Genomic DNA, 5,828 nt, shown 5'->3' with positions numbered 1-5,828 from the left:
TTTGATGATGGTACAGCTTTCGAGTATGTAAAGAGCCAATACGTCGGAGAACGTTTTGAGTTTTATCTAGAAAATAATTAGTTTTAACAATACTCTTGGAGTAAAATCAGATCTACTTTAAGAGTTTTTTTTATTTGGTTTGGATTAGAAAATGTTTTCCTTCTGAGAAAAATAGTAATCATACGAGTATTTTTCAAAGATTCGTGTTATAATAGTTAGGTTATATGGTCCCGATAAGGTGGTAGTGAAGGTCGTTTATCGATTCTCTACCAGTACTTTGTAACTCTATAACGAATATTTTTTAAGGGGGGACATTTTTATGTCAGAACGTAAATTATTCACGTCTGAATCTGTATCTGAGGGGCATCCAGATAAGATTGCAGACCAAATTTCAGATGCTATCTTGGATGCTATTTTAGAGCAGGATCCAGAAGCCCACGTTGCTGCTGAAACAGCTGTTTATACTGGTTCAGTTCATGTTTTTGGTGAAATTTCAACCAATGCCTATGTAGATATTAACCGTGTGGTACGTGATACGATTGCAGAGATTGGCTATACCAACACTGAGTATGGATTCTCAGCTGAAACAGTAGGAGTTCACCCATCACTTGTTGAGCAGTCACCAGATATCGCCCAAGGTGTTAATGAAGCCTTGGAAGTTCGTGGAAACGCAGATCAAGATCCACTTGATTTGATTGGAGCTGGAGACCAAGGTCTCATGTTTGGTTTTGCGGTTAATGAAACTGAAGAACTCATGCCATTGCCAATCTCACTCAGCCACAAGTTGGTTCGTCGTTTGGCAGAGCTTCGTAAGTCTGGTGAAATTAGCTATCTTCGTCCAGATGCTAAATCTCAAGTTACTGTTGAATATGATGAAAATGACCAGCCAGTACGCGTGGATACAGTCGTTATTTCAACTCAACACGATCCAGAAGTTAGCAATGAACAAATTCATGAAGATGTGATTAACAAGGTTATCAAAGAAGTGATTCCAGCTTCTTATCTTGACGACGAAACTAAATTCTTCATCAATCCAACAGGTCGTTTCGTTATCGGAGGACCTCAAGGAGACTCAGGTTTGACTGGTCGTAAGATCATCGTGGATACTTATGGTGGTTACTCACGCCACGGTGGTGGTGCCTTCTCTGGTAAGGATGCGACTAAGGTTGACCGTTCAGCTTCTTATGCAGCTCGCTACATCGCCAAAAACATCGTTGCAGCAGGACTTGCTAAGAAAGCAGAAGTGCAATTGGCTTATGCCATTGGTGTAGCCCAACCAGTATCTGTGCGTATCGATACCTTCGGTACTGGAACAGTAGCTGAAAGCAAGCTTGAAAAAGCAGCGCGTCAAATCTTTGACCTTCGTCCAGCAGGAATCATCCAAATGCTTGATCTCAAACGTCCAATCTACCGTCAAACAGCGGCTTATGGACACATGGGACGTACAGATATCGATCTTCCATGGGAACGCTTGGATAAGGTTGACGCCTTGAAAGAAGCAGTTAAATAAAGTAAAAAGGAGTTGATTTCAACTCCTTTTTTAGTTATTTATTGATAGTCTTTAAAAAAGCCCAGTTCCCAATGGATTTTGTGCCATATTCTAACTCCATAAAATCTAGCAATTCATAATCATTCTTTTTATAAAACGGAACATTTTTATCTGTACTGGTAATGAGCCCTAAGCGCTTGCAGCCCTTGGATTTGACATAAGGCTCAACTGCGTCTCTAAGAAAAGCACTGCCCACTCCTTGTCCTTTAACGGATGAATTGACTGCAAGGAGCATCAAATACCAGTCAAAGCTATTAGATTTTTTCAAATGTTTTTCGGAACGGTCTACTAAATCAAGATACTTCAGAAAATTTCGTGGGCTAATGTAGCGAAACAGTTTTATGACACCATTTAGCAAGTAAGATAGGATAGAAAAATCATTTTGTTGTAATAAGGCGACAGCTAGGATTTCTCCGTCTTGTTCAGCTACTAAACAGGTTTCTTCTTTGATATAGAGGCGAGTAAGGAGACTTTCCAATAGTTCTAAAAAAGCAGGATAGTTTTCAGGTTTCTTGAGATCATCTATGATTAGAGTTAAGAATGGATAGTCAAAGAAGCTATCGGCTATTACTTTTCCAATTTTTTGGTATTCGTCTAGCCTTGCTTTTCTGTATACTATTTTCTCCATTTATGAGCTCCTTTTTTAATGTTAGTAAATTATAATAGTAAAATTAATTGTTTTGATGATCAAGTACCGAGTTTTTACAAAAATATTGCCAAACTTAGTAAGTTGAAAGATTGTTAGAAAACTCTTTCTGTAACACTGAATCTGATTCTAGAATATAGGATTAGACAGACAAAGAACACTCTAAAAAGTTAGAATTTTTAGAGTGTTGTCCAAATATAGCTAAGTTTTATTTTGTTGGGATTGAGATTTCAATCAATTTTTCAGAGTAGAGGGTCTTGATATTAGCTTCATCGATATTTTGCTTTTCGATCTTGCGATTCAAGAAAAATTCTTGGATTTTTTCTATTTCTTGTTCGCGGATAGCACGATGTTTATTGGAAATGAGGATTTCATAATGAAGCGGTGCCTGAGTAAAGATAACATCAGTATTGCCTGCCGAGTAGACTTCTACGAGTGTAGCGTCGGTACTCTCCAGTTGGCTTTTAACAAGGTTTGAGTGAGAATTAGTAGTGTTGATGAGCTTCATAGGCTTTCCTCCTGTGTTTCTATTTCTATTATAGCACTTTTTGGAAAAATTGGAAAAGTTAATTTAAACTTGATGCTGTTTTTTCCAAGCTTCAATTGCCCATTTATGACTGCCACGCTTTAAGTTAGCAATGGATTCATCGATTGGGAACCAAGCTAGATGATTGAAGTCCTCCAAAGGTTTTTGGATTTCTTGATAAGAAGTAGCTTCGTAGAGATAGGCTGGATTGTAGTAGTAAGTATCACGATGGCTGGAATAGAAATACTCATCTGCCTGTCCATAATAAGTGCCAATCTCAGCTGTAAAACCTAATTCTTCAATTAGTTCTCGTTTGAGAGCTTCAAAATGATCTTCACCTGCTTCAATCTCGCCACCAGGCAAGAACCATGCACCATTTGGAGCTTGAACGAGGATAATCTTTTCATGTGCTGAGTCAGGGATGACTGCATAAACACCATATCTAGTTTTGTAGGTTACACCCTCTTTTTTTTCTCCAAAGGTTGGATTTGTCATAAATTTCTCCTTTATGTGTGCGCTTTCTTTCTATCATATTAAAGAATGCTCTTACTGTCAAGTAAGAACATTCTTTTAGTATGTGGAATTAGTCATTTGAGTCAACTGTTTCCAATTTATTTTTTGATTTAATCATGATTTTACCCTTGCTAGTCATGACTGCCTTGAGGTCTTTTTCACTTGGATTTTCAAGGTAGTAGTCCGTAATCGCATCTTCGATATAGTCTTGAATGGTACGACGTAGTGGACGAGCTCCCATTTTTGGATCATAACCAAGGTCTACAAGTTTTTCTTTAACCTTATCTGTTACATCCAAATGGATGTTATTGCTTGAGAGTCGTTTATTGACATCATCTAACATGAGATCAACGATTTGAAGGAGATTTTCCTTGCTGAGAGCCTTGAATTCGATAATACCATCAAAACGGTTCATAAATTCTGGACTAAAGAAGTTGCCTAATTCTCCAAGAACAGAGTTAGTACGGCCTTCTCTAGCAGCACCAAATCCAACACTAGCTTCTGCCTTACCTGTACCTGCATTTGAGGTCATGATAATGATGGCGTCTTTAAAGCTAACGGTACGACCTTGACCATCCGTTAAACGACCATCGTCCAAGACTTGAAGGAACATATGCATAACATCTGGATGGGCTTTTTCAACTTCATCCAAGAGGATCAGTGAGTAGGGGTTACGACGAACTTTTTCAGTCAATTGACCTGCTTCATCATAACCTACGTATCCTGGAGGGGCACCAACGAGTTTAGCCACGCTGTGTTTTTCCATGTATTCACTCATATCAAAGCGAATCATGCTATCAGCAGAACCAAAGAGTTCGATGGCTAGTTGTTTGGAAAGTTCTGTTTTACCGACACCAGTAGGACCAACAAAGAGGAAGCTACCGATTGGACGGTTTGGAGTACCGAGTCCAACACGGTTACGACGGATAGCCTTAGCAATCTTATCAACAGCATCATCTTGTCCAATAACATGAGCCTTGAGGTCATCTGCTAGGTTGATAAGTTGAGACTGCTCTTTTTCCTTAAGGTCACCAACTGGAATGTTGGTCTTTTGTTCGATGATGTGTTCGATTGTTTTTTCGCTGATGATTGGGGTATCCTGATCCGTTACCTTGGTCTTTTGCATTTCCTTATATTTGGCAATCTGGTCACGGAAGTAGGCTGCTTTTTCAAAATCTTCATCGCGGGTTGCTTGTGTCTTGAGATTTTCTGCTTCGATTAAGCGTTGGTCGATGACTTTAGGATCTACAAAATTCAAGGTTAAGTTCATTTTTGAACCAGCTTCATCTAGGAGGTCAATGGCCTTGTCTGGCAAGAAACGGTCTTGGATGTAGCGGTTAGAAAGAGTAGCAGCAGCTTCGATAGCCCCATCTGTATAATGAACGTGGTGGTAATCTTCGTATTTCTTTTGGATACCTTTGAGGATAATAATAGTCTCTTCCACAGTTGGTTCATCAACTTTAACAGGTTGCATACGGCGCTCAAGGGCGGCGTCTTTTTCGATGATGCGGTATTCATTGAGGGTAGTAGCACCTACTAACTGGAGTTCGCCACGAGCAAGAGCTGGTTTTAGGATATTTCCTGCATCCATATTCCCTTCTCCTGCTGAACCAGCACCGACAATCTCATGAATTTCGTCGATAAAGAGGATAACATCCTCGCGATCACGAATTTCTTCCATGAGTTTTTGCATGCGCTCTTCAAATTGACCTCGGATACCTGTTCCTTGAACAAGACTCACGACGTCTAAGCGGATGACTTCTTTCCCTTGAAGTTTGTGGGGAACATCACCGTCAACAATTTTCTGAGCTAAACCTTCGACAACTGCTGTCTTACCAACACCGGGTTCACCGATGAGGACAGGGTTGTTTTTTGTTCTGCGGTTGAGGATTTCAATGACACGGATAATCTCTTCATCACGGCCAATTACAGGGTCAATATTTCCACGACGGGCAATCTCAGTGACATTGATACCATATTCATCCAAGAGTCCTTTTTCCTGGATTGGTGGTGGGGTTTGGGCAGGACCACGATTTTGGGAACCATAGCCACCATTTCCACCGTATCCACCCCCTGACTGGGTTGGGGGGATATTGTTGTTATTAGAAGAAGGTCTAAAGTTGTTGAGATCGTTAAAGAAGTCTCCAAAGGGATCAAAATCACGGTTGTTTAAATCTGTAATGCCCTTGAATAAGCTATTGTTAGGATCTGTTTTGATAATTTTGTAGCAATTTTGGCAAAGATCGATTTGCTTTTGTTGTCCATTGAGATTGGTATAAAGATGAATTGTTGAGTCATTGATTTTACAGTTTTGACAGAGCATACCGCCACCTCATTTCTTTCTTAGTATTGACTAAATCTAAAAGGTCAAAAATAGTCAAACAAGTATATAATTTAATTATATCATGATTATTGGGCAATTCAAGCAAAAAGATTGGATACTAGCACTATAAATAGTAGAGCTCTAATCATGAGAAAATCTTGATAGTAAGAAAAAAATCCTATTTGTCATACAAAAAGGATTCTCGTTGGTGAAAGGCGGTGGGACAGAAATCGATAGACAAAGTCTCGATTTCGTAGTCCCAGCCCCGCGA

The 5,828-nt window shown here is 39.5% G+C and carries 5 protein-coding genes and 1 pseudogene; 2 read left to right on the top strand and 4 right to left on the bottom strand.

Translation table 11 applies throughout. The annotated features are described in order from the left end of the window. Together ADM33_RS11030 and metK are read left to right on the top strand one after the other, a co-directional pair. A pseudogene (locus ADM33_RS11030) lies at positions 1–81 on the top strand (GntR family transcriptional regulator); the annotation flags it as partial. Between the two features lie 238 nt (positions 82–319). Then, a complete protein-coding gene (gene metK, locus ADM33_RS10385) occupies positions 320–1,510 on the top strand; it encodes a methionine adenosyltransferase (RefSeq protein WP_000003967.1) in 1,191 nt (396 codons plus the stop codon). A gap of 34 nt (positions 1,511–1,544) precedes the next feature. Here the strand turns inward: metK and ADM33_RS10380 are convergent, their stop codons facing one another. From ADM33_RS10380 to ADM33_RS10365, 4 genes are all read right to left on the bottom strand, one after another. Beyond that, positions 1,545–2,177, bottom strand: a complete 633-nt coding sequence (locus tag ADM33_RS10380) for a GNAT family N-acetyltransferase (RefSeq protein WP_049505073.1) — start codon at positions 2,175–2,177, stop codon at positions 1,545–1,547. A 226-nt stretch (positions 2,178–2,403) separates the two neighbouring features. After that, positions 2,404–2,703, bottom strand: a complete 300-nt coding sequence (locus ADM33_RS10375) for a DUF1827 family protein (RefSeq protein WP_000767183.1) — start codon at positions 2,701–2,703, stop codon at positions 2,404–2,406. 63 nt (positions 2,704–2,766) lie between these two features. After that, complete coding sequence (locus ADM33_RS10370) at positions 2,767–3,216, bottom strand: NUDIX hydrolase (protein ID WP_049505069.1); 450 nt, start codon at positions 3,214–3,216, stop codon at positions 2,767–2,769. 88 nt (positions 3,217–3,304) lie between these two features. Continuing rightward, the gene (locus ADM33_RS10365; RefSeq protein WP_049505066.1) at positions 3,305–5,557 is read right to left on the bottom strand and encodes an ATP-dependent Clp protease ATP-binding subunit; all 2,253 of its coding nucleotides are present in this window, start codon (positions 5,555–5,557) and stop codon (positions 3,305–3,307) included. Positions 5,558–5,828: the final 271 nt, after the last annotated feature.

It is taken from the genome of Streptococcus oralis (genome assembly GCF_001075875.1).
Classification (GTDB): domain Bacteria; phylum Bacillota; class Bacilli; order Lactobacillales; family Streptococcaceae; genus Streptococcus; species Streptococcus oralis_I.
The sequence above is the reverse complement of the archived record's forward strand: the minus strand, read 5'-3'. Positions and strand labels throughout refer to the sequence as shown.

Coding starts and splice junctions, on each gene's coding strand:
- metK (WP_000003967.1), top strand. CDS start 320: ATGTCAGAACGTAAATTATTCACGTCTGAATCTGTATCTGAGGGGCAT.
- ADM33_RS10380 (WP_049505073.1), bottom strand. CDS start 2,177: ATGGAGAAAATAGTATACAGAAAAGCAAGGCTAGACGAATACCAAAAA.
- ADM33_RS10375 (WP_000767183.1), bottom strand. CDS start 2,703: ATGAAGCTCATCAACACTACTAATTCTCACTCAAACCTTGTTAAAAGC.
- ADM33_RS10370 (WP_049505069.1), bottom strand. CDS start 3,216: ATGACAAATCCAACCTTTGGAGAAAAAAAAGAGGGTGTAACCTACAAA.
- ADM33_RS10365 (WP_049505066.1), bottom strand. CDS start 5,557: ATGCTCTGTCAAAACTGTAAAATCAATGACTCAACAATTCATCTTTAT.